The 24,593-nt window shown below is 71.6% G+C and carries 25 protein-coding genes; 17 read left to right on the forward strand and 8 right to left on the reverse strand.

The genetic code is table 11. The features are described 5' to 3' along the window. Window positions 1-37: 37 nt before the first annotated feature. From ACWEN6_RS34625 to ACWEN6_RS34645, 5 genes are all read right to left on the reverse strand, one after another. Window positions 38-1,273: a CehA/McbA family metallohydrolase gene (locus tag ACWEN6_RS34625; RefSeq protein WP_452576253.1), complete on the reverse strand. Its 1,236-nt coding sequence runs from the start codon at window positions 1,271-1,273 to the stop codon at window positions 38-40. Then, entirely contained in the window at window positions 1,270-2,346 is a 1,077-nt protein-coding gene (locus ACWEN6_RS34630; RefSeq protein ID WP_452576255.1) for an ABC transporter ATP-binding protein, read from the reverse strand. The genes ACWEN6_RS34625 and ACWEN6_RS34630 overlap by 4 nt, the downstream gene beginning before the upstream one ends. After that, window positions 2,343-3,227, reverse strand: a complete 885-nt coding sequence (locus ACWEN6_RS34635; protein ID WP_452576257.1) for a carbohydrate ABC transporter permease — start codon at window positions 3,225-3,227, stop codon at window positions 2,343-2,345. Before ACWEN6_RS34635 ends, ACWEN6_RS34630 begins: the two co-directional genes overlap by 4 nt. Continuing rightward, window positions 3,224-4,060, reverse strand: coding sequence for a carbohydrate ABC transporter permease (locus tag ACWEN6_RS34640; protein WP_452576259.1), 837 nt, complete (start codon window positions 4,058-4,060; stop codon window positions 3,224-3,226). The genes ACWEN6_RS34635 and ACWEN6_RS34640 overlap by 4 nt, the downstream gene beginning before the upstream one ends. A 237-nt stretch (window positions 4,061-4,297) precedes the next feature. Continuing rightward, window positions 4,298-5,671, reverse strand: coding sequence for an extracellular solute-binding protein (locus tag ACWEN6_RS34645; protein ID WP_452576262.1), 1,374 nt, complete (start codon window positions 5,669-5,671; stop codon window positions 4,298-4,300). A gap of 250 nt (window positions 5,672-5,921) precedes the next feature. Between ACWEN6_RS34645 and prcB the strand changes: the two genes are divergently transcribed. The 9 genes from prcB to ACWEN6_RS34690 all read left to right on the forward strand — a co-directional run bounded on the left by prcB (window position 5,922) and on the right by ACWEN6_RS34690 (window position 15,414). Further along, window positions 5,922-6,740, forward strand: a complete 819-nt coding sequence (gene prcB / locus ACWEN6_RS34650) for a proteasome subunit beta (RefSeq protein ID WP_452576330.1) — start codon at window positions 5,922-5,924, stop codon at window positions 6,738-6,740. A 39-nt stretch (window positions 6,741-6,779) separates the two neighbouring features. Beyond that, on the forward strand, window positions 6,780-7,589 hold the full coding sequence (prcA, locus tag ACWEN6_RS34655; protein ID WP_354852868.1) for a proteasome subunit alpha: 810 nt from the start codon (window positions 6,780-6,782) through the stop codon (window positions 7,587-7,589). 209 nt (window positions 7,590-7,798) lie between these two features. Continuing rightward, the gene (gene pafA, locus ACWEN6_RS34660) at window positions 7,799-9,157 is read left to right on the forward strand and encodes a Pup--protein ligase (RefSeq protein ID WP_452576264.1); all 1,359 of its coding nucleotides are present in this window, start codon (window positions 7,799-7,801) and stop codon (window positions 9,155-9,157) included. Between the two features lie 277 nt (window positions 9,158-9,434). After that, window positions 9,435-10,382 carry an FKBP-type peptidyl-prolyl cis-trans isomerase gene (locus tag ACWEN6_RS34665; protein ID WP_452576266.1) on the forward strand — a complete coding sequence of 316 codons (948 nt, stop codon included), beginning with the start codon at window positions 9,435-9,437 and terminating at the stop codon, window positions 10,380-10,382. A 361-nt stretch (window positions 10,383-10,743) separates the two neighbouring features. Continuing rightward, window positions 10,744-11,397 (forward strand): helix-turn-helix transcriptional regulator, encoded by a 654-nt coding sequence (locus tag ACWEN6_RS34670; RefSeq protein WP_452576268.1) that lies wholly within the window; start codon window positions 10,744-10,746, stop codon window positions 11,395-11,397. A gap of 32 nt (window positions 11,398-11,429) precedes the next feature. Next, entirely contained in the window at window positions 11,430-11,918 is a 489-nt protein-coding gene (locus ACWEN6_RS34675) for a DUF3291 domain-containing protein (protein WP_452576270.1), read from the forward strand. A gap of 18 nt (window positions 11,919-11,936) precedes the next feature. Next, window positions 11,937-13,292: an alanine racemase gene (locus tag ACWEN6_RS34680; protein ID WP_452576272.1), complete on the forward strand. Its 1,356-nt coding sequence runs from the start codon at window positions 11,937-11,939 to the stop codon at window positions 13,290-13,292. Continuing rightward, a complete protein-coding gene (locus ACWEN6_RS34685) occupies window positions 13,292-14,863 on the forward strand; it encodes an N-acyl-D-amino-acid deacylase family protein (RefSeq protein WP_452576274.1) in 1,572 nt (523 codons plus the stop codon). The genes ACWEN6_RS34680 and ACWEN6_RS34685 overlap by 1 nt, the downstream gene beginning before the upstream one ends. 107 nt (window positions 14,864-14,970) lie before the next feature. Continuing rightward, a complete protein-coding gene (locus ACWEN6_RS34690) occupies window positions 14,971-15,414 on the forward strand; it encodes a phage tail protein (RefSeq protein ID WP_452576276.1) in 444 nt (147 codons plus the stop codon). Between the two features lie 18 nt (window positions 15,415-15,432). On the opposite strand, the gene ACWEN6_RS34695 is transcribed toward ACWEN6_RS34690, so the two are convergent. Then, window positions 15,433-15,924 carry a hypothetical protein gene (locus ACWEN6_RS34695; protein ID WP_452576278.1) on the reverse strand — a complete coding sequence of 164 codons (492 nt, stop codon included), beginning with the start codon at window positions 15,922-15,924 and terminating at the stop codon, window positions 15,433-15,435. 333 nt (window positions 15,925-16,257) lie between these two features. Continuing rightward, a complete protein-coding gene (locus tag ACWEN6_RS34700) occupies window positions 16,258-17,406 on the reverse strand; it encodes a DUF3866 family protein (RefSeq protein ID WP_452576280.1) in 1,149 nt (382 codons plus the stop codon). A 36-nt stretch (window positions 17,407-17,442) separates the two neighbouring features. Between ACWEN6_RS34700 and ACWEN6_RS34705 the strand changes: the two genes are divergently transcribed. The 5 genes from ACWEN6_RS34705 (at window position 17,443) to tatC (ending at window position 21,135) form a co-directional block, all read left to right on the forward strand. Next, window positions 17,443-18,387: a helix-turn-helix transcriptional regulator gene (locus ACWEN6_RS34705; RefSeq protein WP_354926041.1), complete on the forward strand. Its 945-nt coding sequence runs from the start codon at window positions 17,443-17,445 to the stop codon at window positions 18,385-18,387. Between the two features lie 79 nt (window positions 18,388-18,466). Next, the gene (locus tag ACWEN6_RS34710) at window positions 18,467-19,423 is read left to right on the forward strand and encodes a helix-turn-helix transcriptional regulator (protein WP_354926039.1); all 957 of its coding nucleotides are present in this window, start codon (window positions 18,467-18,469) and stop codon (window positions 19,421-19,423) included. Between the two features lie 169 nt (window positions 19,424-19,592). Then, window positions 19,593-19,781 (forward strand): hypothetical protein, encoded by a 189-nt coding sequence (locus tag ACWEN6_RS34715; RefSeq protein ID WP_354926037.1) that lies wholly within the window; start codon window positions 19,593-19,595, stop codon window positions 19,779-19,781. Between the two features lie 66 nt (window positions 19,782-19,847). Then, window positions 19,848-20,231, forward strand: coding sequence for a Sec-independent protein translocase subunit TatA (gene tatA / locus ACWEN6_RS34720; RefSeq protein WP_354852802.1), 384 nt, complete (start codon window positions 19,848-19,850; stop codon window positions 20,229-20,231). A 43-nt stretch (window positions 20,232-20,274) separates the two neighbouring features. Next, the gene (gene tatC, locus ACWEN6_RS34725; RefSeq protein ID WP_354852803.1) at window positions 20,275-21,135 is read left to right on the forward strand and encodes a twin-arginine translocase subunit TatC; all 861 of its coding nucleotides are present in this window, start codon (window positions 20,275-20,277) and stop codon (window positions 21,133-21,135) included. A 21-nt stretch (window positions 21,136-21,156) separates the two neighbouring features. On the opposite strand, the gene ACWEN6_RS34730 is transcribed toward tatC, so the two are convergent. Beyond that, window positions 21,157-22,350, reverse strand: a complete 1,194-nt coding sequence (locus ACWEN6_RS34730; protein WP_452576282.1) for an FAD-dependent monooxygenase — start codon at window positions 22,348-22,350, stop codon at window positions 21,157-21,159. Window positions 22,351-22,470: 120 nt separating this feature from the next. Between ACWEN6_RS34730 and ACWEN6_RS34735 the strand changes: the two genes are divergently transcribed. The 3 genes from ACWEN6_RS34735 to ACWEN6_RS34745 all read left to right on the forward strand — a co-directional run bounded on the left by ACWEN6_RS34735 (window position 22,471) and on the right by ACWEN6_RS34745 (window position 24,444). Continuing rightward, window positions 22,471-22,974 carry a MarR family winged helix-turn-helix transcriptional regulator gene (locus tag ACWEN6_RS34735; protein WP_452576284.1) on the forward strand — a complete coding sequence of 168 codons (504 nt, stop codon included), beginning with the start codon at window positions 22,471-22,473 and terminating at the stop codon, window positions 22,972-22,974. A 100-nt stretch (window positions 22,975-23,074) separates the two neighbouring features. Further along, entirely contained in the window at window positions 23,075-23,986 is a 912-nt protein-coding gene (locus tag ACWEN6_RS34740; RefSeq protein ID WP_354852808.1) for a diacylglycerol/lipid kinase family protein, read from the forward strand. Further along, entirely contained in the window at window positions 23,983-24,444 is a 462-nt protein-coding gene (locus tag ACWEN6_RS34745) for a hypothetical protein (protein ID WP_354926027.1), read from the forward strand. Before ACWEN6_RS34740 ends, ACWEN6_RS34745 begins: the two co-directional genes overlap by 4 nt. Window positions 24,445-24,593: the final 149 nt, after the last annotated feature.

Genomic DNA, 24,593 nt, shown 5'->3' on the forward strand with positions numbered 1-24,593 from the left:
GCCGGGGGACGTCGGGCTCTCACAGGCGGGCGGGCGGTCAGGTGCACAGGGCCATGACCTCGTTGCGCGTGGTCTCCAGGCGGTGCGGCCCGGGACGGGCGGGCAGCGTGACCCGGTCGCCGCGGATGACCGAGCGATGGTCGGGACCCCACAGGACCAGCCCGTCGGCGTCCAGGACCCAGAACTCCCCGCCGTGCCGCAGCAGCAGCGGCCCCTCAGGCCCGGCCGAGACGGCCGTGCGGCCGGCGCGGACGCCCTCCACGATCGCGGCGCCTCCCGCGCCGTCGCCGACCGGCTCGGCCAGCACCCAGGTGGCCGGCGCGCCGGGCGGGTGGTTCTCCTCCGGACGGTGGAAGTCGCCGCCCCCGACGTAGACCAGGTCGTCGTGCCACGCCTGCGCCCAGGACAGCGGAGCGCCCCACGTGCGGTCCCACCACCCCGAGTGCCAGACCTCGGCCGTGCGGGGCCGCTCGGTGAACGGGTGGCGCCACGCGCAGTCGGCGCCCAGCGGGTGGTTGACCGACAGCAGCCCGCCCCGGTCGTGCACGTCCCGCGCCCAGGCGTCGGCGGGACGCCGGAAGTCGATCCACCCGATGTCGCCGAAGGCATTGGCGTGACCGAGGTCGGTGGTGACCTCCTGGCCGGGGACCAGCGTGATCCCCGCGCGCGCCGCCGCGGCCGGCAGCTCGGCGTGGTGGCTGACGGTGTTGTGGTCGGTGACCGCGAGGAAGTCCAGCCCCTGTGACCGGGCGAGCGCGGCCAGCTCGTCGATGGTGAGGACGCCGTCGGAGTGCACGGTGTGGGCGTGCAGCTCGCCGGCGTGCCAGCGCAGCCCGTCCAGAACGGGCAGTCCCCGGCGCGCCGAGGCGGGCGCCACCAGGGCCGGAGGGGGAGCGGCCGGCGGGCCGGGCGGCGCGGGCGGGACGGCGTGCGGGGTCACGGTGACCTGGTAGGCCACGCCGTCCAGCGGGACGCGGTACAGCCCGATCAGCACCTGCCAGGCGCCCGGTTCCGGTTCGCCGGGCAGGTAGCCGGGCGTGGCCCACGAGGGGGCGATCGTGTACCGGGAGCGGGCGCCGCCCGACCAGCCGCGGAAGCGCGCGGGCCCTTCGCAGCCGAGGTCGAGGACGCCGGCCGAGCGGTCGTAGGACAGTTCCACGGTGAACGCGCGGGCCGCCGCGGGCAGCTCGAACGGCACCCCCCACACCTGCTTGAGCAGGCGGTCCTCCAGCGTCCAGCGACCGCCCAGCCGGATCGGCGCGAGCCCGGTCACGCGGCCACCAGCCCGCCGTCGCGGTACACCAGGGCGCGCGGATGGCGCGGGACCGCCCACGCGGCGGTGCCCGGGGCGGGTTCGGCGTCCTCGGGGACCACCGCCTGCACCAGGTGCTCGCCGGTGCCGGTGCGGGTGCGGGTGCCCACCTCGAGCGTCACGAGGAAGGACGTGCCCAGATTCTCCACGACCGAGACCCGGCCGGCGAAGGCGTCCTCGCGGGCCGAGCAGGACAGGTCCATGTACTCCGGCCGCAGCCCGTAGACGATCTCCTCGCCTTCGGCGAGCCCCCCGGGCAGGGGCAGGACGGCCCCGGCCACCCGCAGCGCGCCGTCCTCGACCACGCCCGGCAGCAGGTTCATGGGCGTGGAGCCGATGAAGGAGGCCACGAACGTGCTGGAGGGCCGCTGGAACACCTCCGAGGGCGTGCCGACCTGCATGATGCGCCCGGCGGACATGACGGCGATGCGGTCGGCCATGGCCAGCGCCTCACTCTGGTCGTGGGTGACGAACACCGTGGTGACCGCCAGCTCGCGCTGGAGGCGTTTGAGGAACGTGCGGGCCTCAAGGCGCATGCGGGCGTCCAGGTTGGACAGCGGCTCGTCGAACAGGAACACCGTGGGATGGCAGGCGATGGCGCGGGCCAGCGCCACCCGCTGCTGCTGGCCGCCCGACAGCTGGCCCGGCCGGCGGGCGAGCAGCTCCGACAGGCTCAGCCGCGCCGCCGTCGCCGCCGCCTTGTCCTCCCGCTCGGCGCGGGGCACCTTCTTGATCCGCAGCGGGTAGGCGATGTTGGCGGTGACGTCCATGTGCGGGAACAGGGCGTAGTCCTGGAACACCATGGCGACGTCCCGCCGGCCGGGCGGCAGGGCCGTCACGTCCGCCGAGCCGATCGTGACCCGGCCCGAGGTGGGGGTCTCCAGGCCGGCGATCGTGCGTAGCAGCGTCGTCTTGCCGCAACCGGAGGGGCCCAGCAGGGCGAAGAACTCCCCGTCGGCGATCTCCAGGTCCAGGGCGTCGACCGCCCGGACCCCGCCGGGGAACTCCTTGGTCAGGCCGTGTAGCGAGATCACCGTTTGATCCCTCCGTGGAAGCGGAAGCCGTACTTGCGGCTGACGAACACATACATGAGGACGACGGGGAGGGAGTAGAGCAGCGAGAACGTCGAGATGAGGTCGAGGCGGGGCGAGCCGCCCTCGGTGTAGAGGGTGTAGAGGATCACCGCGCCCGGGGACTTCTCCGGGTCGCGCAACAGGATGAACGGCGTCAGGAAACCGCCCCACACCGAGGCCACCACCCACACCGCGATCGTCGCCAGTCCTGGCCTGACGACCGGCACCACGATGTGCCGAAGGATCTGCAGCGGGCTCGCCCCGAACACCCGGGCCGACTCCTCGTAGGAGGTCGGCGTGGCGTCCATGAAGTCCTTCAGAATGAAGATCGCGGCCGGGAGCAGGCCGCCCGACAGCGTCAGCACGACGCCGAGGTGGGTGTCGACCAGGTTGAGCCGGGTGGCCAGCTCGAAGATCGGCACCATGGCCGCGGTGCCGGTGACCACCGAGGACAGCAGGAGCAGCACGTACAGCAAGGCGTCCCTGCCGGGGATGCGCACCCGCGACAGCGCGTACGCCGCGAGTGCCGCCAGCACCACCACCAGCACCGCGCTGCCCGCCGCCTGGAGCACCGAGTTGCCGAGCGAGGACAGCACGTACGGGTTGTCGAGCAGCGCCCGGAAGTTGCCGAGCGTGAACTCCGGCACCGAGGCGGTGATCGTCGGATGGGCGTCGAACGGGGCGGTGGCCAGCCACAGCAGCGGCAGCGCGAAGAACCCGGCGACGGCCGCCAGGAACGTCGCCCGCCCGATCGACGCCACCGCGTGACGCGCCCGGGCGGCGCCCGTCCCCGCCGGGCGGGCGACGCCCGAGGTGGTCTTTCGGCCTTCTTCCACGGTCACGCCGCCACCCCCCTCCGGCCGCGCAGCAGCCGCAGGTACACCAGCGCCAGCACCAGATTGATGATCAGCACCAGGAACGACACCGCCGCGCCGAACCCGAGCCGCCCGCCGCTGATGGCCACGTTGTAGATGTAGACCGGCAGGATCTCCGACCGGCCCTCGGGGCCGCCCGCCGTGATCTGGAAGCTCGTGAAGTCGTTGAACGTCCACAGGCTGATCAGCAGCAGGTTGGTCAGCATGTGGCCTCTGATGCGGGGGAACACCACGTCGCGCAGCTGCTGCGCCGTCGAGGCCCCGGCCAGCCGGGCCGTCTCCAGGTGCGAGGGCGGCACGTTCTCCAGCGCCGCCCCGTACAGCATCATCGAGAACGCGGTGCCCCGCCAGACGTTGAAGACGATGATCGACGGCATCGGGTGGTCCAGCAGCCAGGCGAACCCGGGCGTGTGCAGCACCGCGTTCAGCGTGCCCTGGTCCCGGTCGAGCAGGGCGATCCACAGGAACGCCACCACCGAGGAGGGCAGGATCCACGCCAGCAGCACCAGCCCCTCGACCACCCGCTTGACCGGGCCGGTGCGGTTACGCAGCGCCCAGGCGATCGAGAACCCCAGGCCCGCCTGGCCGATGATCGCCGAGCCGATCACGAACTGCACCGTCAGCCACAGCGAGGTGCCGAACCGCTCGTCCCCGAGCGCCTCGGCGTAGTTGTCCACGCCCACCAGCCGGGGGTCGGCGGCCGCGAGCCCGGTCAGCCGGAAGTCGGTGAGCCCGAGATAGATGGTCCAGAGTGCCGGGAAGATCAGGAACACCCCGATGAGCACCACGGCCGGCAACACGAACCCGGCCGCCCTCCCTCTCCCCAACCCCGCCGCGTCTGTGTTCATGGCGCTCGCTTCGCTCGCGCGGGGTTCGGGCGCCTTCGAGCCGGTGTTCTTCCTCGTCGTTCACGAGCGCTCGTTCCTCGCACTCGCTCTCTCCTCGTCAGAACACCGGCGCGCCCCAACCCGGGGGCGAGCGGGATGGAAATCGTGTTCATCGTGCGCTGTTTCTCGTCGTGCTGAGCGGGATGGGGGTCACTGGGCCACGTTGGCGGGGCCGCCGACGAGGGATTCGACTTTTCGCTGGTAGGCGGTGGCGGCCTCGTCGACGGTCTTGCCGGAGATGATGGCGGCGGTGGCCTCCTGGAGGGCGACCGAGACCTCCGGGTAGACGGCGAGGCCCGGACGGTAGCTCGTGATCGGCAGGACCTTCCGGGCGACGAAGCCGAGCATCGGGTCAGGGGTCAGCACCTCGTCGTTGACGTCGGTGCGCGAGGTGATGCGCGCCTCCCCGGCCAGGCCGGCCTTGGTGGCCTCGGCCGAGTGCATGAACGACAGCAGCTCCCAGGCGAGCTTGATGTTCTTGGACCTGGGGTTGAGCGCCCGCACCGCGCCGCCGGACATGCTGACGAAGTCCTGGCCGCGCACCCCGGCGCCGGGCCGCTCGGCGGGGATCAGGGCGTACCCGACGACCTTGTCGCGGTCCTGCATGGGGGCGACGCCGGCCTTGGGCTCGACGACCGAGCGCCAGAAGTAGTCGCCCTCCGCCAGGACGCCGATCTTGCCCTCGGCGAACATCTGGAAGGACTTGTCGCGGCCCTTGGCCTCCTGCTGCAGGCGGGGGTCGCCGAGACCGGTGGTGTAGACCTGCCGGTAGAAGCCCAGGACGTCCTTGAGGCCCTGCGAGGCGCCCGTCCACTTGCCGCCGGAGAAGATCTCGGTGCCGGTGCCCGCCAGCAACGGCAGCGCGCCCTGCATGCTGGTGGCCTCGCCCATCGCGGTGCCCGCGTTGACCTGCAGGGGCACCGGGACGCCGGCCCTCTTCAGCGCCGTGCCGGCGTCGATGATCTCCTGCCAGCTCTTGGGCTGCCAGTCGGCCGGCAGCCCCGCTTTGGCGAACAGGGTCTTGTTGTAGAACAGGACGCGCCCGTCGGTGCCCTGCGGCAGGCCGTACTTCTTGCCGTCGAAGATGCCGAGGTCCTGGACGGCCTTCGGGATCTGGCTCCACCCCTCCCACTGCTCCACCTCGGGCCCGGCGGTCTCGGCCAGCGGCTTGATGTAGCCGGCCTGCGCGAACTCGCCCACCCAGATGCCGTCGAGGTCGATCACGTCGGCCCCGGCCCCGGACTTCAGATCCAGGGCGATCTTCGTCTTGTACTGCTCGTCGTCCACGCCGTTCGGCTGGAACAGCACGTGGACGGTCTTGCCCTTGGCCTTCTGGGCCTCCTCGAACTTGGGGATCAGCCAGTTCTTGGTCCAGTCGGCGGTGGCGGCGTTCTTGCCGCCGGAGATGGCGTTGGCCGTGATCGTCACGGTGGCGCCGCCGCCTCCGGAGGATCCTCCGGAGGCGCAGGCGGTGAGCGAGAGCGCGGTGGCGGCCACGAGAACGAGAGGTCGTGCGAGTCTCAACGGAGGGACCTCCCCTTGGGGACGGGGGGCGAGTGGGGGGCTGCCTGTTTTCATGTCACGACAACTCGACAATTTCATGCCCGGTCTCGTCCGTAAAGATTATTTTCGTGGAAGATGAGGCTGGATGGGCGGAAGCGGTTCGCCGTGAGCTGATCGTGGGAAGTGCAACCACCACAGCACCACGAGTAGGGTCGGCGTAGGAGTTGTAAGGCGCTCTGGAGGGAGTCGCGTGGCAGCACAGCGGGGCTGGATGAACAATCCTCTGTTCCTGGACACGGGGTCGACGTCGTTCACCGAGTTCGTCGGGTCCTACGCTCCGGGGCTCCTCCCGGAGAGATTCGCGTCCCTGGCGGCCTCCGTCGGCGACCAGATCCCGCACGCCACGACCATCGTCGCGGCGACGTTCGCGGGGGGCGTCGTCATGGCGGGCGACCGCCGGGCCACCTCCGGCAACTACATCTCCCAGAAGGACATGCAGAAGGTCTTCCGCACCGATGACTACTCGTGCGTGGGCATCGCCGGCACGGCCAGCACGGGCATCGAGCTCGCCCGGCTCTACCTGGTGGAGCTGGAGCACTACGAGAAGCGCGAAGGTCGCATGCTGTCGGTCGACGGCAAGGCCAACCGGCTCGGCGCGATGATCCGCGCCAACCTGCCGATGGCCATGCAGGGCATGGTCGTGGTGCCGCTGTTCGCGGCCTACGACGAGGATTCCGACACCGGCCGCATCTTCTCCTACGACGTGGGCGGCGGCCCGTACGAGCAGACGAACTACGCCTCCATCGGCTCGGGCTCGCTGTTCGCGCGCGGCGCGCTGAAGAAGCTCTACCGCGAGAACGCCGCGGCCGAGGACACCGTCCTGGCCTGCGTCGAGTCGCTCTACGACGCCGCGGACGACGACTCGGCGACCGGTGGTCCCGACGTCACCCGCAAGATCTGGCCGCTGGTCGCGGTGATCACCGAGGACGGCTACCGCCGTCTGTCCGACGAGGAGGTCGAGGGGTATGTCCGGCAGGTGCTGGACCGCCGCATGAGCGACCCCGACGGCCCCACGGCCCCGCTGCGCTAGTCACCACCCACGGCCACGAGAGGATCACCACCGGTGTCCATGCCCTTTGGATATGTGTCCCCCGAACAGGAGATGCGGGACAAGGCCGATTTCGCGCGGAAGGGCATCGCGCGCGGCCGCAGCGTCGTGGTGCTGCAGTACGAGAACGGCATTCTGTTCGTCGCCCCGAACGCCTCCCGGGCACTGCACAAGATCAGTGAGATCTACGACCGCATCGGCTTCGCCGCGGTCGGCAAGTACAACGAGTTCGAGGCCCTGCGCCTGGGCGGCATCCGCTACGCCGACATCAACGGCTACACCTACGACCGCAGCGACGTCACCGCCCGCGGCCTGGCCAACCTCTACGCCCAGTCGCTCGGCATGGTGTTCACCGAGTCGCGCAAGCCGTACGAGGTCGAACTGGTCGTCGCCGAGATCGGCGACGCCCCCGAGGACGACCAGATCTACCGCCTCACCTTCGACGGCTCGGTCACCGACGAGCACGGGTTCGTGGTGATGGGCGGCGTGGCCGACACCGTGGCCGGCCGCCTGAAGGAGCGCTTCCGCCAGGGCATGCCGCTGACGGAGGCCCTGGGCGCCGGTCTGGCCGCACTGACCGAGCCCGGCGGCGAGCGCCCGCCGGTGTCCCAGCTCGAGGTGGCGGTCCTCGACCGCACCCGCGAGCACCGCAAGTTCCAGCGCCTGACCGGCGGCCGCCTCGAACGTCTCCTCGCGGCCACCGCGCCCTCCGCGCCCTCCGCGGCGCCCTCCACCGAGCCCAAGGCGGGAGCCGGCGAGGCCGCCACGCCCGAGGGAGACTCCCCGGCCACCGCCCCCGAGGGCGAGATCGACACCGGCTCCGGCGCCTGACCCGTCCTGCCTGCGGCTTCACGTCCCGGTCCCCGAACGCGGGGGGCCGGGACGTCGTGCTCGCGGGGCTGCGAGATCGTCAAGCTTGCGGAGATCGCCGCGCCGCGGATCCCGCCGGGACGGCCGAACGGGGCCATCCGCCACACCACGACCGGAAACAGGGGAGAAGATCTCTCCCCTCCGGCGGCTCGGGGACATAGTGTGATGTGATGGATCGTCGCATCTTCGGCTTGGAGAACGAGTACGGCGTCACCTGCACGTTCAGGGGCCAGCGCAGGCTGTCCCCGGACGAGGTGGCGCGCTACCTCTTCCGCAGAGTCGTGTCCTGGGGCCGATCGAGCAATGTCTTCCTCCGCAACGGCGCCCGCCTCTACCTCGACGTGGGCAGCCACCCCGAGTACGCAACCCCTGAGTGTGACAACGTCGTGGAGCTGGTCACCCACGACAAGGCGGGCGAGCGCATCCTCGAAGGACTGCTCGTCGACGCCGAGAAGCGGCTGCGCGAGGAGGGCATCGCCGGTGACATCTACCTGTTCAAGAACAACACCGACTCGGCGGGCAACTCCTACGGCTGCCACGAGAACTACCTCGTCGGCAGGCACGGCGAGTTCGGCCGGCTCGCCGACGTCCTGATCCCGTTCCTGGTCACCCGGCAGATCATCTGCGGGGCGGGCAAGGTGCTGCAGACGCCCCGCGGCGCGGTCTACTGCGTCTCCCAGCGCGCCGAGCACATCTGGGAGGGGGTGTCGAGCGCCACCACCCGGTCGCGCCCGATCATCAACACCCGCGACGAGCCGCACGCCGACGCCGAACGGTTCCGCCGCCTGCACGTCATCGTCGGCGACTCCAACATGAGCGAGGCGACGATGCTGCTCAAGGTCGGGGCGACCGACCTGGTGCTGCGCATGGTGGAGGCCGGCACGGTGATGCGCGACCTCAGCCTGGAGAACCCGATAAGGGCGATCCGCGAGGTGTCGCATGACATGACCGGACGCCGCCGCGTGCGCCTGGCCAACGGCCGCGAGGCGTCCTCGCTGGAGATCCAGCAGGAGTACCTCGGAAAGGCCCGCGACTTCGTCGACCGCCGCGGCGGCGACGCGACCACCCGCAGGGTGCTGGAGCTGTGGGAGCGCACGCTGAGGGCCGTGGAGACCGGCGACCTGGACCTGGTGTCGCGCGAGATCGACTGGGTGACCAAGTACCAGCTCATCGAGCGCTACCGCACCAAGTACGACCTGCCGCTGTCCTCGCCGAGAGTGGCCCAGCTCGACCTGGCCTACCACGACGTCCACCGCAAGCGGGGGCTGTTCTACCTGCTGCAGCGGCGCGGCGCCGTCGAACGCGTGGCGTCCGACCTGAAGATCTTCGAGGCCAAGTCGGTGCCGCCGCAGACCACGCGCGCCCGGCTGCGCGGTGAGTTCATCCGCAAGGCGCAGGAGAAGCGCCGCGACTTCACCGTCGACTGGGTGCATCTGAAGCTCAACGACCAGGCCCAGCGCACCGTCCTGTGCAAGGACCCGTTCCGCAGCGTGGACGAGCGGGTGGACAAGCTGATCGCGGGCATGTGACCCGGCATCGGCCGCGCCGCGACGGCGCGGCCGGTGAAAGTTTCGGGCCCGTGCGCCGGGCACGGCTCCGGCGTCGTCCGCACGCGGCCCGCGCGAGGTCCGCCCGGGCGGGCGGAGACCGGCGCCGGGCGAGCGTCGTGCCAGGTGAGCGGCGCACCGACGGAATGGCGAATCCGAACGCGCGGTCATGCTTCGGCAAGATCGAGCGGCGCCGACTCGGGCGGTCATGAGGGTCGGGTAGTGTTACGCGAACGTGACGTCTCTCCGAGGGATACCCATGCGCCGACTGGCCCTTCTCGCCGCCGTGCCGTTGCTGTTCGCCGCCGCCTGCGGTAGTGGTGGCGGCGACGTCACCGCCAAGACCGGCACCTCCACCGGCGGCGTACAGGTGGCGGGTGACTTCGGCAAGAAGCCGCAGGTCACCTTCCCCAAGGGCAAGCCGCCCACGACCTCGTCCTCGCAGACGATCAAGCCAGGCCAGGGCACGCAGGTCAAGGACGGCGACTCGGTGGTCGCCAACCTCACCGCCTACAGCTGGGACGGCAAGACCAACGCCGCGTCGGGCTCCACCTACGACGACGGCGCGCCCCAGCTCATCAAGGTCGATCCCAAGCTCCCCTCGGTGGTCTACAAGGCGTTCCAGGACGCCAAGCCCGGCGGGCGGTTCCTCGCCGTCGTCGCCAAGGACAGCCTGACCCCCGACCAGGTCGAGCAGGCCAAGTCGCAGGGTGCCGACACCACCATCGCCAGCGTCTACGTCGTGGACGTGATGGGCGTGCCCACCGTCAAGGCCGCCCACGGCACCGCCACGGACCCGGGGATGTCGGGCGTCAAGCTGGAGAACCCGGGCGGCGACCAGGCGCCCAAGCTGACCACCAAGACCGACGCCGCCGCGCCGAAGGGCCTGGTCGCCAAGACCGTCATCAAGGGCGCCGGCCCGGTGGTCAAGTCCGGTCAGACGATCCTGGTCCACTACACCGGCAAGATCTGGGGCAGCGACACCGAGTTCGACAGCAGCTGGGGCCGCGGCGAGCCGGTGATGTTCCCGATCGGCGTCGGCAAGGTCATCAAGGGCTGGGACCAGAGCCTGGTCGGCGTCCCGGTGGGCAGCCGGGTGCTGGTCTCCATCCCGCCGGCCCTGGGCTACGGCAAGGCCGGCTCCGGCGACAAGATCAAGGGCACCGACACCCTGGTCTTCGTCGTCGACGTCCTCGGCGCCTACTGACCCAGGCCGCCTCACCGGCCGAGCCGGGCCCACCCCCGCCTCACCTCGGCGCGCCCGCTTCGTGTCGGCATCCGCAGCGCCGCCACGGCCGCACCTGTGCCCTCTCCGGGCGCGACGGTGCGGCCGTGCGGTGTTTCCGGAGCCGGGCCGTGCGGCGTTTCCGGCGCGGGGGGACGCGGCGCACCGACAGCGAATCTACATTGTAAAGGCGCGGGGGTGGCCCAGCCCGAACCGGCGCTCGCTCACGGTGTGCCCGGCCGCGATCCGGTGGACCCGCCGGTCCGGGCCCTGTCCCCGCCGGGAGTGGAGTGCGTCGGCCGCCGGTCCGGGGTGCCCGGCCGGGCCGTCCTAAACTCGGCCTGTGAGCGGTGACGATCCAGGTCTTCCCGATGCCCTCGGCGTGCTCGGCGCCCTTCGCGACCCCGTGCGGCGGGCGCTGTACGACTACGTGTCCGCTCAGGGGCACGAGGTGGGCAGGGACGAGGCCGCGCGGGCGGCGGAGGTGGGCCGCACCCTGGCCGCCTTCCACCTGGACAAGCTCGTCGAGGCCGGCCTGCTGGAGTCGGGTTTCCGCCGGCTGAGCGGGCGCGCCGGCCCCGGCGGAGGGCGTCCCGCCAAGGTCTACCGCCGTTCCCCGGTGGAGCGCCAGGTCAGCCTCCCCCCGCGCGACTACCGGACGCTGGCGCTCGTGCTCGCCGAGGCCGTGGACGCGCTCGGCGGAGAGGAGGCCGCCGAGGCCGCCGCCCGCCGGGTGGGGGAGCGGGCCAAGGCGTCCGGGCTGCGGGCGGCCCTCGCGGAGCGCGGCTACGAGCCCTACCACGACGGCGAGGTCATCCGCCTGCGCAACTGCCCCTTCCACGTGATCGCGGAGGAGCGTCCGGTCCTGGTCTGCTCGCTCAACCTGGCCCTGTGCGAGGGTCTGCTGTCGGCTCTGGGCGACGACCACGTGACAGCGCGGCTGGACCCCCGGGAGGGGGAGTGCTGCGTCGCGTTCTCTAAAAACAATGGAGATTGACTTAGAAGGATCCGGCGTGGTGTCCTAGGCGCATGCATCTGGCCCAGCTGAACGTCGCCCACATGCTCGCTCCCAAGGACTCCCCCGAGCTCGCCGACTTCATCGCCGCCCTGGAACCCATCAACGCCATCTCCGACGCCGCGCCCGGCTTCGTCTGGCGGCTCAAGGGCGGCGAGGACCCCACCGACACCGTGCAGCACGACTTCGGTGACATGCTGCTGGTGAACTTCTCGGTCTGGGAGTCGCGCGAGACGCTGTGGAACTTCGTCTACCGCACCGCCCACCTTGAGTACCTGCGCCGCCGCCGGGAATGGTTCGCCCGCCTGGCCGAGCCGTACAGCGTGATGTGGTGGGTCCCCGAGGGGTACACCCCGACCTTGGAGGAGGGCATGACGAAGCTGCACCTGCTGCGCGCCCAAGGCCCCGGCCCCGAGGCGTTCACCTTCACCGACTTCCACGAGCCGGCGCCGGCCGGCGGCGGTCAGGACGGCGGGCTCGACGAGCACGGCCTGGTCCGGTAGGCCGGCGAGGACGGTCGTATGACGCGATGGGTGGGTGGTGCGATGGGCATCGATGAGGAGAAGGTCCGCGCGCTGCGCGACGAGCCCCTCGACTGGCGGTACAAGGCGCTGCCCGCCGGCGCCGGCGGCACGGTGGCGCAGTTCCTGGCCCGCCGGCCGTCCCTCCAGGACTTCGGCACGCCGCTGCTGACGCTCGACGCCGCCGCGCTGGAGCACAACATCGCCGTCATGGCCCGCTGGGCGGCCGGGGCAGGGGTCACCCTGATGCCGCACGGCAAGAGCACGATGGCCCCCGAGCTGTGGCGGCGGCAGCTCGCGGCGGGCGCCTGGGGCCTCACCCTGGCCAATTTCCCGCAACTGCGCGTCGCCCGCGCCTTCGGGGTGGCACGGCTCATGCTCGCCGCCGCCCCGGTGGACCCGGCCGGGCTCGCCTGGATCGGGCGCGAGCTCGACCGCGACCCGGCCTTCCGCTTCATCTGCTGGGCCGACTCCGTCGAGGCGGTCCAGATCATGGACGTCGCCCTGCGCGGGACGAGGCGGCCGGTGGAGGTGTGCGTGGAGCTGGGAGGCCCGGGCGGGCGCACCGGCGCCCGCGGCCTCGGCGTCGCCCGCCGGGTCGCCGAGGCCGTGCGCGCCGCCCCGGCGCTGCGCCTGGCCGGCGTCGCCGGCTACGAGGGCTCCTTCGCCCACGACGCCTCCCCCGAGGGCCTCGCGGCCGTGCGGGGCTACCTGCGGGGCCTGGCCGAGCTGTTCGGCGGCCTGGCCTTCGAGACCGGCGAGCCCATCGTCACCGCGGGCGGCAGCGCGTACTTCGACCAGGTGGCCGACGTGCTCGGCGGGCTTGAGGCGCGCCTGGTGCTGCGCTCGGGCGCGTACGTGATCCACGACGACGGCTTCTACCGGGCGATCTCCCCCTTCCGGCCCCGTGACGCCTCCACGAGGAGTGGTCCATCGGGGAACGGCGATGGTCCCAGAGCGGGGATCGGACGTGCCTGCGGCGCCGATCTTCCCGGAACGGGTGAGCGGCCCCCGGACGGCGAGCCGTTCCGCGCCGCCATGCACGGGTGGGCGCGGGTCATCTCCCGGCCCGAGCCCGGCCTGGCTCTGCTCGACGCCGGCAAGCGCGACCTGCCCTTCGACGAAGGACTGCCCGAGCCGCAGCACGTGCGCGGCAAGGGCCCGCTCCACGGGGCCCGTGTCACCGCGCTCAACGACCAGCACACCCATCTCGCCGTCGATCCCGCCTGCGACCTGGCCTGCGGCGACGTCGTCCGGTTCGGCCTGTCCCATCCCTGCACGGCGATGGACAAGTGGACGCTCATCCCCGTCATCGACGGCGAGGCCGTCGTCGGCCTGCTGAGGACCTTCTTCTGATGCTCTTCAAGAACGTCACCGTCGTCGACGGCACCGGCGCCGACCCCTACGTCGCCCACGTGGCCGTCCGCGACGGCATGATCGCCGCCATCGGCCCGGACGCCTCCGGCGGGCCGGCGATCGACGGCGCCGGGCTGGTGCTCGCCCCCGGCTTCATCGACATGCACGCCCACTCCGACCTGCGGCTACTGGCCGAGCCCGGCCACCTGGCCAAGGTGAGCCAGGGAGTGACCTGCGAGGTGCTCGGCCAGGACGGCCTGTCCTACGCCCCGGTCGACGACACCACGCTGGAACAGGTGCGACGGCAGATCGCCGGATGGAACGGCGACCCCGAGGGCTTCGACTGGAACTGGCGGACGGTGGGGGAGTACCTCGACCGGCTCGACCAGGGCATCGCGGTCAACGCCTGCTACCTGGTCCCGCAGGGGTCGGTGCGGATGCTCGTCACCGGCTGGGAGGACCGCCCCGCCACCGACGCCGAGACCGCCGAGCAGCGGCGCCTGGTCGCCGAGGCCATGGAGCAGGGCGCGGTCGGCATGTCCTCCGGACTCACCTACGCCCCCGGCATGTACGCGGGCACCGGCGAACTGGTCGCGCTGTGCGAGGTCGTCGCCGCGCTCGGCGGGTTCTACGCCCCGCACCACCGCTCCTACGGGGCGGGCGCCCTGGCCGCCTACGCCGAGATGGTCGAGGTCTCCCGCCGTTCGGGCTGCCCGCTGCACCTGGCGCACGCGACCATGAACTTCGCGGTCAACAAGGGCCGGGCAGGGGAGCTGCTCGCCCTGCTGGACGAGGCGATCGCCGGCGGCTGCGACCTCACCCTGGACACCTACCCCTACCTGCCGGGCTCCACCACGCTGGTCTCCCTGCTGCCCGGCTGGGCCTCCGAGGGCGGGCCGGCCGGGGCGCTCGCCCGCCTGCGCGACCCCGCGACCGCCGCCCGGATCAGGCACGCCATGGAGGTCGAGGGCTGCGACGGCTGCCACGGGGTGCCGATCGACTGGGACGTCATCCAGATCTCCGGCACCGGGACGGCCGCGCTCGCCGGCCGGGCCGGCACCCGGGTGCGCGACTTCGAGGACTTCCGCCGGCTGCTCATCGACGACGACCTCGCCACCACGATCCTGCTCCACGCGGGCGACGAGGCCAACGTCCAGACGATCATGCGGCACCCGGCGCACACCGGAGGCAGCGACGGCCTGCTCGCCGGCGCCCGCCCGCACCCCCGTGCGTGGGGCACCTTCCCCCGTTACCTCGCCCGCTACGTCCGCGAACTGGGCGTGCTGTCGCTGCAGGAGTGCGTCGCCCACCTCACCGGCCGCCCGGCCCGGCGGCTCAAGCTGGACCGCCGCGGACTGGTCCGCCCCGGCTACCACGCCGACCTGGTGTTGTTCGACCCCGAGGCCGTCCGCGACGCCGCGACCTTCGACGACCCCCGCCGCCCGGCGGAGGGCATCTCCCACGTGCTGGTCTCCGGCACCCCCGTCATCGAGCACGGCCACCCCACCGGCGCCCTCCCCGGCAGGGCTCTCCGCCGCACCCCCCAGGGGACCACCGGCCGCAGACGATGATGGCCGCGGCGTTCGCACGGCAACTTAATCGGATGTCCGAAGACTGGGAAGAAGGAGCAGCGCGATATTAGGCTCGATCGGGATCCCAATGGCAAAGGAGACCGAGCATGGCATTGCCGGATTCAGACGGCTCGACCGGTCACTCCTTCGGCCTGGAGGTGGACGGCATCGTCGTCAAGCGCATCGACGAGATCTCCGGGCTCAAGATGGAGCAGGACGTCATCGAGGTGAAGGAGAACACCCCCGACGGCAAGGTGGTCGTCAGGAAGCTCCCCGGACGTCCGAAGCCCGGCGAGATGACGCTCACCCGAGCCCTCACCTCGGACGACGGCTTTGACACCTGGATGAAGGAGGCCCGCTCCGTCCGGGCCGGCGACGCCCGGAAGAACGGGGTGATCACCGTCTTCGACGTCGAGGGCGCCCCGATCAAGCGGTACAACCTGGCCGGTGTCTGGCCGAAGAGCCTGGAGATCACCTCCTTGAGGTCCGGTGACACGAGCGTGCTCACCGAGAAGCTCGTCGTCACCTACGAGCAGATGGAAGTGGAGTGAACCGCGGCCAGACCCTGGTCAGCCGGCGGCGGCCGGAGTGACTCGCCGGGTGCGCCGGTAGTAGGACCAACCGGCCACCGGTAACGCGATCATCCATGCGAGGAAGAGGGGCAGGCCGATGAAGGCGCCGGTCAGGGTGAACGGATCGTCCGTACTCGCCTCGGCGATGGCACGAGGGATTTGCACGGGCAGGGTGAGCGAGTAGCCCACCAGCAGGACGGAGCCCAGAATGGTCGGGGTGAGCGGAAACCATGGGGGCACCCGGCGTCCGCCCAGCACGGGGATCCACCGGGGATAGACCAGTCCCCAGCCGCTGATCAGACCGAGTGACAGGATTCCGCCGAGGACGGCGAGAAGCGTAAGCACCCCGAGGTACATGGCACCCGCGGGGATACCCAGGATTCCGTCCTCTGGGTAGCTTTCCGTGCCGTTACTGCGGCCGTGATACCAGGCGTCGAAGCTCGCTTCGTGGGCCAGGAACGGGATGCCGAGTATCCAAGGGATGTGCAATGGGACGAATCCGAGGATGGGAGCCGCCCAGCCCACCGTCCCGGCGACGCGCGCCCAGCGGGGTGGCGGAGGAACTGCTGTTCGCGTCATGGCCGTGGGATCCACGGCGCCGCCTGTGATCAGACCGAGAGATGGTGATGAGTGTCTCAGCCTCTGCCACAGGCGGCCCGGCCCATCGCAACAGGCTGACCTCCCGCGGCGGAGTGCCCGATCGCACGGCAATGCCGGCGAGTTCGACTTCTTCGCGGACTGACGCTTTCCCCATGCCAGAGGAGCAGGCCCAAGGAGGGTGACCTGCCGCCGCGCCAGACGGTGATCACCGGGACGCCGGTGTCAGCCGAGCAGTGAGGCGGCGTGGCGGCCGGCGGCGGCGGAGGCGAGGAAGCCGGCCAGGTCGCGGTCTAGGCCGCGGCCCATGGTGGACAGCTTGACCGGGCTGTCCTCGAGCAGCTTCGCCAGGCCGTCCACCGGTACATTCACCAGCTCGTGCCGGGCGCCCAGCGCGGCGGCCTGCTCACGCACCCGCTCGCCGAACGCGCCGGGCAGTTCGGGCACCACCACCTGGGCGGGGGCCAGCGCCACCCGGCCGTAGGCGGTGAGCGAGTGGTGAGAGACCCCGATGTGGCGCTCGCGCAGGTCGCCCTCGCTCACGCGCAGCGCCCCCACAGGACGCGCGCCCAGCACGGCCGCCGCGTTGACCGCCTCGCCCGCCGACACTCCGGAGAAACCCCAGCGGGTGCCGGTGCCCAGGTTGCCGGGGCCCTGGGTCACGATCGCGACGTCGGCCGACAGCACGTGCCTGGCGGCGAGCAGCCCGGTGTGGACGGTGACCGCCTCCACATCGCCGCCGAACGACTGCCCGGTGGTCACCACCCCGCACAGCCAGCCGAGCTCGCGCAGCCGCGCGGCCGACATGGAGAACCACGCCGGCAGCGCGCCGCCGTCCAGCATCACGTAGGCGACCCGGAGCGGGCGCCCGCCGCTCGGGGGCGCGGGATTCTCGCGCTGGCCGTCCGTCCGCCCGGCCGGGGCCGGCCTTTCCGGGGCCCGCTCCGGGTGGGAGCCGTACAGGCCGCACAGGATGGCAGGGAGGGCGGAGTGCAGGTCGGCGACCACCACGGGCATGCCGTCCACGGAGTCGGCCTCGCGCAGCGTCTCGTGGTGGGGGGAGTCCTGCTCGTCGGCGCCGAGCACCGTGGCCTGCAAGGGCGTGTATCGTGCCTTGACCAGGTGGCCGGGACCGTGCGGATCTTCCGGCAAACGGTCCGGCACGGCCACTACCATGGCGTAACCTCCCGTACCGAGGCCCATGGCGAGCGCTGTGGTGTTCAGCAGCACCGTGTCACCCGGTTCGGGGCGGCCCACCAGCGGGGGGTAGGCCAGGGCCCGGCAGCTCCCTTCGGGGAGGGTCACGTCCAGCTCCATCGCGCCCGGCCACTCGCGCCGGACCGCGACCACCTCGCCCTTGCGCCATCTGATCACGGGGCAAGGGTAGCGTCACCTGAGAAGGGAGGCCCGATGTCTCGGCGGAAGACCGAGCGGCTGCTGAACCTGGTCATCTGCCTGCTGGCCACGCGCCGCCCGCTCAGTGCGGAGCAGATCCGTCACGCCGTGCCCGGCTACGACGCCGGCAACGACGAGGCCTTCCAGCGCATGTTCGAGCGCGACAAGAACGAGCTGCGCGAGATCGGCATCCCGGTGGAGGTCCACCGCGACCCCTGGGAGGACGAGCCCGGCTACCGCATCATGCGCCAGGCCTACGAGCTGCCCGAGATCACGCTGGAGGCCGACGAGGCCGCCGTGCTCGGCCTGGCCGCCCAGGTGTGGCAGCGGGCCAACCTGGCCGAGGCGGCCGGCGGCGCCCTGCTCAAGCTGCGCGCCGCCGGCGTCCAGACCGACGAGTCCGCCGCCGGGCCGCTGGAGCTGCGGGTCGACACCCGCGACCCCGCCTTCCCCGCCCTGTGGGAGGCCGTGCGCGACCGCAGGGTCGTCCGCTTCGACTACCGCGCCGCCGGCAGCGAGGTCATGCTCACCCGCACGGTGGAGCCGTGGGGCGTGGTGAGCCGGCGCGGCCGCTGGTACGTCGTCGGCCACGACCGCGAGCGCGGCGCCCCCCGCGTGTTCCGTCTCAGCCGCATCAGCGGCCCGGTCGCGCCGGTCGGCCGCTCCGGCGCGGTGGTCGTGCCCGAGGGGGTCGACATCCGCTCGATGGTCGGCCACCGCGACAGCCTGCTGCCCGAGCGCACCGCCACCGTCCGCGTCCGCCGCGACACCTGCCAGTGGCTGCGGCAGGTCGGCGCCGTGCGGCCCGGCGAGGACGGCTGGGACGAGGTCACCGTGGAGTTCGCCGATCCGGAGTGGGTGGCCGGCTCGGTCGTGGCGTTCGGGGCCGACGCCGAGGTGATCGACCCGCCGGACGTCCGCGACGCGGTGATCCGCCGCCTGAAGGGAGCCATCGCGTGAACACGGCCGGACGAACGGTCCACCCCGGTGCCGAGGACGCCCGCGCGGCCGTCGCGCCCCGCCTGAAGGGAACGCTCGCGTGAGCACGGCCGACCGGCTGCCCAGGCTGCTCGCCCTGGTGCCCTACCTCATGTCCCACCCCGGCGCCCAGGTGCCCGAGGTCGCCCGGCTGTTCGGGCTGACCGAGAAGCAGCTCGTCGACGACCTGCAACTCGTGTGGATGTGCGGCCTGCCCGGGCACACCCCCGGCGACCTCATCGACGTCTCCTGGGACGGCGGCGAGATCCTCATCGACAACGCCGACACCATCGCACGGCCCCTGCGGCTCGGCATCGACGAGGCCAGCGCGCTGCTCGTCGCGCTGCGCATGCTGGCCGAGCTGCCCGAGTTCGCCGAGGGCGACGCCCTGGCCCGGGTGATCGCCAAGCTCGAGCGGGCGGCCGGCGAGGGCGCCGCCGCCGTCAGCACCCAGGTGGCCTTCGAGCTGGACGCCGCCCCCGACGCCACGACGACGGTCCGGCAGGCCCTGCGGGAGGGCCGGCGCCTGTCCCTGCGCTACTACGTGCCCGGCCGTGACGAGATCACCCCGCGCGAGGTCGACCCCACGCGCCTGGTCGTGGTGGACGGCCGCTCCTATCTGGAGGGCTGGTGCTACCGCGCGGACGGCATGCGGCTGTTCCGGCTCGACCGCATCATCGGGGTCGAGATGCTGGAGGTCACCGCCTCCCCGCCCGCCGAGGCCGAGCCGATCGACGTCACCGACGGGGTGTTCCGGCCCTCGCCCTCCGACGAGCTGGTGGAGCTGGAGCTGACCCCCGTGGGCCGCTGGGTCGCCGAGTACTACCCGTGCGAGGAGGTCACCGAGCTGGGGGAGGGCCGCCTGCGGGTCACCCTGCGCGCCCGCGACCAGGGCTGGCTGGTGCGGCTGGCGCTGCGGCTGGGCGACAGCGGGCGGGTCGTCTCCCCGGTGTCGCTGGCCGACCGGGTGCGCGAGGCGGCCTCGGCCGCGCTGGCCCGCTACTTCAATGCGGGCTAGTGCTCTGGTGTTCACACCGGGGGTCGCCTGAGTCCCGCATCCTGCCCTCGTAGTCCTCCGCCTGATACCCGCGCCGCCGTCGCGCGGGACGACGCCGCCGTTCCCGTCCTCCGTCCGGTTCGCGGGGACGCCGCGCGCGTCCGCGCGGGCTTGGGTAGAGTGCCCGGTCATGACCTGGATCTTCGTCGCGGTGGGCCTCGCCGTCGCCGGCCTGGTCCCGCTGGCCGTGCTCTCGGCGCGCGTGGTGGTGGCCGCCCGGGGGCTGTCGCGTGAAATCGAGCGGGCCAACGGCCGTCTGGCGCCCGTCCAAGGACGGCTCAAGGCCGCCATCGGCGCATCCGTGCGCACTGAGGGGTGAATCAAGTAGTGGTGGCAGCGTACGATCGAGGCTGAGAACGCACGTCGCTCGGCGTAAGGGTGTGACATGTCCAACTTCGGTGTACCCGAACTGCTCATCATCGGGCTGGTCCTGGTGCTGCTCTTCGGCGCCAAGAAGCTCCCCGACACGGCCAAGGCGCTGGGCCAGTCGCTTCGGCTGTTCAAGAAGGAGACCACCAAGCTGCACGAGGAGGACGACGCCAGGGCCGCCGCGCAGGCCACCGCCCAGCCGGTCGTCGCCACTCCGCAGCCGCTGCCGCCCGCGACCCCCTCGGTCGAGGACCGCCTGCGCCTGCTGGAAGAGGAGAACTCCCGCCTGCGCACCTCCCAGGCCCGCCCGGCCGACGCACGTCCGGCCGATGCTCGTCCGGCCGACGCCGTGAACGGGGCTCCGCTCTCGCAGGCGCAGAAGGACCAGGGCTCCGCCTGACACGCCCCCTTGCCCTGACCGACCGCAGAGACCAGGACGCCCGATGGCATTGCTGAAACGGTCAAGCCCGGCCGATGACGGCCCGCAGGTCCCCGATCTCGAGGGCCGCATGTCGCTCATGGATCATCTCCGTGAGCTTCGCAACCGCCTGGTGAAGGCCATCCTGGGCCTCACCCTGGGCACCGTGGTCGGCTTCGTCTTCTTCGACCGTCTCTGGGTCTTCATGACGGGGCCCTACTGCCGCCTGCCCGCCGCCCACAAGCTCAAGGACGGCGAGTGCTCCCTGGTCGTGCAGGGCGTGTTCGAGGGCTTCATGGTCAACCTGCAGGTGGCGCTCATGTTCGGCGCGGTGGTCAGCGCGCCGATCTGGCTCTATCAGCTCTGGGCGTTCGTGACGCCGGGCCTGTACCGCAACGAGCGGCGCTACTCCCTGGCGTTCGTGGCCCTGGCCGTCCCGCTGTTCGCCGCGGGCGCCGCACTGGCGTACTACACGATGGACAAGGGGCTGGCGCTGCTGCTCGGCTTCGCGCCCGGCAACGTGATCCCGCTCATCAGCATGGACCAGTACGTCGGGTTCATGATGGCCATGCTGGTGATCTTCGGTCTGTCGTTCGAGCTGCCGCTGCTCATGGTGTTCCTCAACATGATCGGCGTGCTGCCGTTCAAGCTGGTGAGCAAGCACCAGCGCATGGTCGTGTTCCTCATGTTCGTCTTCGCGGCCGTCGCGACGCCGAGCCAGGACCCGATCACCATGCTCGCGCTGGCGGTCCCCATGGTCGGCATGTTCATGATCGCCGAGGTGTTCATGTACTTCCACGACCGCAAGAAGGACCAGCTCGAGGCCGAACGCCAGCGGCAGATCGAAGAGGAACTCGACGGCACCGCTTCCACCCCGCTCGACTGAGGCCACCTGCTCAGCGAGCTTCTAGGCGTCGACGAAGTCCGGCAGGGTGAGCGCCGAGTAGGCGGGTCGTCCCTCCGCGGCGGGCATGACGGTCAGGCCGCGCAGCATCCGGTTGCGTCGCGCCAAGGCCTCTTCGGTACCGGGGATGAGAGTGGCGTCGCCTTCGGTGACGAGCGCCTGGTTCATCTCGACGAATGCCCGGGCGCGCTGTTCGTAGGCGATCAACGCGGCCGTGTGGTCACGGTCGGTGGCCAGTTCCCCGGCGAGCAGGTAGGCGCCGACGAGGGCGAGGCTCGACCCCTGTCCGGTGAGGAACGAGGGGGCGTGGGCGGCGTCGCCGGCGAGGGCGACCCGGCCGGCGGACCACTGGGGCATCCGGATCTGGCTGACGACGTCGAAGAAGAGATCGTCGGCCGCGTGCATGGCCGTGACCAGCCGCGGCACCTCCCACTGGTCGCCGGCGAAGATCGACGCGACGAGGTCGCGTTGCGCGGCGGGGTCCCGGAAGGCCTCGAACGGCGGTTCCGGCCGGCTGAAGCTCAGGAACCCGTGCACCGTGTCGCCGTCGCCGACGGCATAGAGGGCCGCTCCCCGGCCCGGGGCGTTCCACACGACGCCCTCGCGTGAGAGCCCCAGGTCGTTGCTCATGGTGAAGCCGGCGAAGCAGTAACCGAGATACCGGTGAAACCGCGCCTCGGGGCCGAAGACGAGGCCCCTGGTGTGCGAGTGCAGACCGTCGGCGCCGACGACCACGTCGAACACGCGCTGCTCCCCGCTGCGGAAGGTGACGTCGACGCCGTCCGCGCGGTCGTCGAGGGCGGCGATGGTGTCGTCGAACAGGAACTCGACCTCGTCGCGGATGGCGCCGTAGAGGATCTCGGTGAGGTCGCCGCGGCGTACCTCCAGGTCCCGGACCGCGGCTCCGCCCGCCACGGGTTGGGCGTCGACAGCGGCGATCACGCTGCCGTCCGGGGCGAGGAAGGTGATCCGGCGGGTATCGACGTGAGCCGCCTGGAGGGCGGGAAGCACGCCCATCCGCCGGACGACCTCAAGCGCGGTGCCGCGGATGTCGATGGGATATCCGCCGCCGCGCACCGCGCTCGCCTTCTCCACGACCGTGACCTCGAAACCGTACCGGTTCAGCCAGTAGGCCAGCGCGGGACCGGCGATGCTCGCGCCGGAGACCAGCACCCGGCCCTTCGTCGTCGTGCTCATTCGCTCCTCCTCCATAATGGATAGCTACCTTAGGTAGCCTTTCCTCGGGAACGGGCGAGTGCCCGTTCCGGAGAACACCGAGACAACTATATACCTAAGTTAGGTATCTAATGGAGTGTGATGGCTGACACACGGTCGCCGACCGCGGGGAAGGACGACGGCGAACTCGACCTGCTCTCGGTGCTGCCCCGCCTGATCCAACTGGGCAACGTGCTGAACCGCGGCCGGCTCTTCGAACGCGCCGTGGAGGGAGCCGGTGTCGCCCTGGACCGGCCCGCGATGTCGATCCTGGTCACGCTGCAGATGGCCGCCCGGCCGCTGCGCGTCGGCGAGATCGCCACGCGCATGCAGGTCGTAGGACCGCACGTCACCCGGCAACTGCACGAGCTGGAGCGGCGCGGCCTGACCCGCCGGGTCCCGGATCCGCTCGACCAGCGGGCCCGGCTGGTCGAGCAGACCCCCGAGGGGGCCGCCGTCGTCGGCCGCTACCTGCAGACCGTCCTCGGTTGGTTCGGCGACGCCCTCGCAGAGTGGTCCGCGCAGGACCGCCAGGCCTTCGGCCGTCTTCTCGACCGCTTCGCGAGCGACCTCACCGCCCGGCTGGAGGCCCTCGACGAGGAATGACCGGCCGGACGTTCCTCGCGCGGGGACCGTGCGGCGGGTACGCGGACTTTCCCCGCGCTTCACCCTAGCTTGACGAGATCTATACCTATAGGTTCCGAGTGTGGCTGGTGAGCTGGTCGTTCTCGTGAATCCGGCGGCGCGTGGCGGCCGTACCCTGCGCCTGCTCGACCCGGTGGTGCGGCGGTTGAAGGAGGGCGGGCGGCCGGTCTCGGTGATCGTGGGCACCTCCGCCCAGGACGCCCTGGAACGTGCCTGCACGGCCGTCGCCGAGGGGCCGGAGGCGCTGGTCGCGTTCGGCGGGGACGGTCTGGTCCACCTGGCCGTCCAGGCCGTCGCCGGCACCGACGTCCCCCTCGGCATCATCCCGGCCGGCACCGGCAACGACCTCGCCGGCGCCTTCGGGATCCCCCGCAAGGACCCGCTGGCCGCCGCGGCCATCGTCGCCGGGGGCGCGGTGCGGACGGTGGACGCGGGCACCATCGGCGAGGAGTGGTTCGCCGGGGTGGTGGCCTGCGGTTTCGACTCCAAGGTCAACGAGCGGGCCAACGGGATGACCCGCCCCGCGGGCATGGCGAAGTACCTGCTGGCCACCCTCCAGGAGCTGCGGTCCTTCGCTCCCATCCCGTTCCGGCTCACCGTCGACGGCGGCGAGCCGTTCGAGCAGGAGGCCATGATGGTCGCCGTCGGCAACACCCATTCCTACGGCGCCGGGATGCGCGTGTGCCCGGGCGCCGAGCCGGACGACGGGCTGCTGGACGTGCTGATCGTCGGCCCGCTGCCCACCGGCGCCTTCCTGCGCGCCTTCCCCCGCGTCTACCGGGGCACCCACCTCGGCCACCCGGCCATCACCCTGCGCCGGGCCCGCACGGTCACGATCGAGGCTCCCGACGTCGTCGCCTACGCCGACGGCGAGCGCGTCGCGGCCCTGCCCCTCACCTGCGCCATCCACCCGGGGGCTCTCCACGTCATCGCCCCGGGCCGTTCTTCGCCACCAGGGAGTGGACACGCATGATCAAGTGGGCAGGCAAAGTGTCGGTCGCCGCGGCGACGGCGGTCACCGTCACCGTGTTGTTCCCCGCGACGGCGGGCGCCGCGCCGTCGTCCTCGGCGTCACAGGCCGCGGGAAAGGCCGTCAACCTCAAGATCACCGAGAGGATCCGGCATCAGCTCGCCGACGCGTACTGGAAGCAGTACTACAAGGCGAACCATCCGCGTGCCGTCCGTACGAAGGTGGACGGGCCGAAGAGGGTCTACTACGGCAAGATCAAGGGTGCCACGGCCGGGAAGGACGTGTACTGGGCGGTCGGGTCCATCGGCGTCAAGGGCGACCCGATCAGCTACCAGGACGGGCCGCACGTCTGGCGCAAGCGCGGCCACGGCGCCTGGTCCTACCGCGGCGACTCGGGCGGCTGCCCGTTCAAGGTGCCGAAGGCCCTGCTGAAGATCTGGCATCTGCCCGAGTGCGGCTGAACACGGCCTGTGGGTGAGTCCGTGGCGCAAGCGGGCGCTGTCCAGCCCGTACGCGCATGGCTGATCTCACGGCGACCGTCCTTGGAGGCGGCAGGACGATCGACCGTGGTACCTCGGGCGGGATCGTGGACGGGACCGGAAAGCGGTTA

It is taken from the genome of Sphaerisporangium sp. NPDC004334, from assembly GCF_053602655.1.